The 2,923-nt window shown below is 52.4% G+C and carries 3 protein-coding genes; 2 read left to right on the forward strand and 1 reads right to left on the reverse strand.

Annotated elements, in window-relative coordinates; genetic code table 11:
- Positions 1-163 precede the first annotated feature (163 nt).
- Positions 164-910, reverse strand: a complete 747-nt coding sequence (locus tag IQ219_RS18600; RefSeq protein WP_194073591.1) for an HAD family phosphatase — start codon at positions 908-910, stop codon at positions 164-166.
- A 165-nt stretch (positions 911-1,075) separates the two neighbouring features.
- On the opposite strand from IQ219_RS18600, the gene purC reads away from it, so the two are divergent.
- Together purC and IQ219_RS18610 are read left to right on the forward strand one after the other, a co-directional pair.
- Complete coding sequence (gene purC / locus IQ219_RS18605) at positions 1,076-1,822, forward strand: phosphoribosylaminoimidazolesuccinocarboxamide synthase (protein WP_194018974.1); 747 nt, start codon at positions 1,076-1,078, stop codon at positions 1,820-1,822.
- A gap of 212 nt (positions 1,823-2,034) precedes the next feature.
- Positions 2,035-2,923, forward strand: an 889-nt coding sequence (locus IQ219_RS18610) for a POTRA domain-containing protein (RefSeq protein WP_368667637.1), incomplete at its 3' end; no start/stop codon positions are given.

Below are 2,923 nucleotides of genomic sequence, written 5' to 3' on the forward strand. Positions count from 1 at the left end.
GTTTGAGCCGCTGGCCCGTGATCGTCGAATTGGCGGCCCAATTGGATTTTCCCGTCCTTGTCACGGTCATTATTGCCGCCATGGCCGGGGCGATCGCCGTTATGGCCACCATTGCTCTATTTTTGCTAATTCTCAAATTGTTATTTGCAGTTTTAAGTAAGGTTTAAACTGCCACCTTGGGCCGAGAAAAAATTACCTGTAAACGGTCTAGATCCAACTCATCAAAGCGGTCCACGGCCCAGTTCGCTTGCCGTTGCATGAAGTGATAGGGGTAGGTGTGGGCAATGCCAACTACCGCAATGCCGGCCTTTTTCGCTGCTTCAATGCCAGCAAAGGTATCCTCGATCGCCAGACAATTTTCCGGCAACAGGGGAGCGGTATCATCCAATAGGCTATCGGCCACCGCTTGGCTTTGACGCCATTGATTGAGTTTAGTGATGGCCAGTTGATAACCCTCCGGTTGGGGTTTGCTCGTAGTAATATCATCCCCCGCCACAATGACCGGGAAGTAAGATGCAAGGCCGGCTCGGTCTAGCACATATTCCACTTCCGCCCTCACAGCCCCCGTCACCAAGGCGATCGCCAATCGTTGTAACTGCAATTTATTAAGAAACTCCTTCAATCCCTCATAGATGGGTAGGGTTTCCAGGGCCACCAGTTTTTGATGGTAACTCTCCGCTTTGCGGTCAATTAACTTTTGCAGATAGGCTTCCGTTAGCCCCCGACCCCGATGCTCAAACAAATCCACCAAACAGGCCCGGTCGCTGCGGCCTAAACAAAACTGTTGGTAATCGGCTGGGGTGAGGGGACGCAAATTCTCCGTGAGGAGCAACTCGTCAATTAGGGCCCGGTGAATGGCTTCGTCGTTGATCACCACGCCATTGAAGTCTAATAACACTGCCTTTAACATTTGATGGTCTCCTCTTGCTCCCTGGGCCGACGGGACTGGCGCCCCACACCACCATGGTAATCTTTCCTTTGCCGGAGCCAAGTATTAATACCCATCTCCGCTAAAATCGGTTCAGGGTCAGGTCAGCCCCAAGGTTAGTTCGCTGTCAATTTTGGTAACTCTTCCATGGAAAAACTGTACGAAGGCAAGGCTAAAATCCTTTACCCCACAGAGGATCCAGATGTACTGCTAACTATTTTTAAAGACGATGCCACCGCCTTTAATGCCCAAAAAAAAGGTCAAATCCAGGGCAAAGGGGCCATTAACTGCGCCATTTCAGCGGCCCTATTCCGTTGGCTAGAAACCCTGGGGATTCCCACCCATTACCTTGACTGCCCCCAAAATGACCAAATGTTGGTGAAAGCAGTGGACATTATTCCCCTGGAGGTGGTGGTGCGTAATATTGCCGCCGGTAGTCTTTGTAAGCAAACGGGTTTGAAGGAAGGCTTGGTCTTGGGCAACCCGTTGGTGGAGTTCTACCTTAAAGATGATGCCCTGGGGGATCCCCTGCTGACCTGGGAGCGGGCCTTGCTGTTGGGAGTCACCGATGAAGCGGGATTGCAGACCCTCAAGGACTTGGCCCTAAATATTAACCAGCATCTCCAACGATTCTTTGCCCAGTGCGACATTACCCTGGTGGACTTCAAGTTAGAATTCGGCGGCGATCGCCAGGGGAGGATTATTTTAGCCGATGAAATTAGTCCGGATACCTGTCGTTTGTGGGATAACACCCAGACCGATCCCCAGGCCAGGGTGTTGGACAAAGATCGTTTCCGGCGGGATTTGGGCGAAATTGAATCTGCTTACCAAACGGTGGAAAAACGGGTTTTAAGCCAAATTGAGCGCCTGCAGTCCCAAATAGGTGCCTCCTGATCGCCCTTGCTTGGTTTGGAACCTTTCCAACGGGTCTGGGTCAACCTACCAGTTTAAAACCTTGCACAAACGGCTTGTCAGGAAACCGACGGGACTCGATAATGGGCAAGCAATCGCGGCGAATCCCTAGCCATCGCGGCGTTGTTTTTGGGTATTTTTCCGTACCCCCTGTGTCTGTATCAATATTAATGGCTTGAATTGGGTGTCAGGACGTGTCAAACCAGAACAAAAGCGTGACTCTTTCTCCTTACTATCGACTTCTTTTGTTAACCAGTGGTCTTGTTCTGGGGGCATCTCCAGCCCAGGCAACTCAGCCATTTTCTCCCCTCAATATGTTGGCCGATGGGGACAGCACGGAGCTATTGGTTTCCCCATCTCCGGAACTTAATTTTCCCGGCCCCACTTCCGAATCGGAGGCCTTTGGCGCATCTTCTCCCCAGGAAATTGTCTCCCCCATTGATGCGACCAATACGGCGATCGAGGTTCTGCCCCCGGAAACTGCAGATATGGAGGTTGGGGCTGGAAATTTGGATAGAGCGGTGGATGATCTTGCTTCCATAGCATCTATTGAGTCCGTCAAGGCAGTCAAAGATACGGCATCCCTCCCCGCCATGGCCCAGGGTGAGCAGGAATCTGTAGCAACAACAGCGACGTCAACTAGTCCCATAGACCAGCTTGGGAACGACTCTTCATTAATGGCCCAAGCCCCTGTGGAAGAGCAGGTAGAAGAGGTGGAAATGGAGACCACCATTGAAGAAGAAACGGTGGAGGAAGCCCCTGCCTTCACCCCCGATGCTCCTCCCACCACCACCGAAGGTACTCCGGGGCCGACCCAGACCCTACCCAGTTTTACCCCTCCGGCTAGCCCCAGCACCACCACTCCAGCCCCGGCCCAGGAAGAACCAAGGGTATTGGTCAGTGAAGTATTAGTTACCGGCACTACCCCGGAACTGGAGCTGTTAGTTTATAACGCCATTCGTACCCAACCCGGCCGCACCACTACGCGCAGTCAGTTGCAAGAGGATGTCAACGCTATCTATGCCACCGGTTACTTTAGTAATGTGCGGGTAGCTCCCAGTGATACACCCTTGGGGGTGAGGG

Origin of the sequence: Synechocystis sp. LEGE 06083 (assembly GCF_015207725.1) — a bacterium.
GTDB classification, from domain to species: domain Bacteria; phylum Cyanobacteriota; class Cyanobacteriia; order Cyanobacteriales; family Microcystaceae; genus Synechocystis; species Synechocystis salina.

Coding starts and splice junctions, on each gene's coding strand:
- purC (WP_194018974.1), top strand. CDS start 1,076: ATGGAAAAACTGTACGAAGGCAAGGCTAAAATCCTTTACCCCACAGAG.
- IQ219_RS18600 (WP_194073591.1), bottom strand. CDS start 910: ATGTTAAAGGCAGTGTTATTAGACTTCAATGGCGTGGTGATCAACGAC.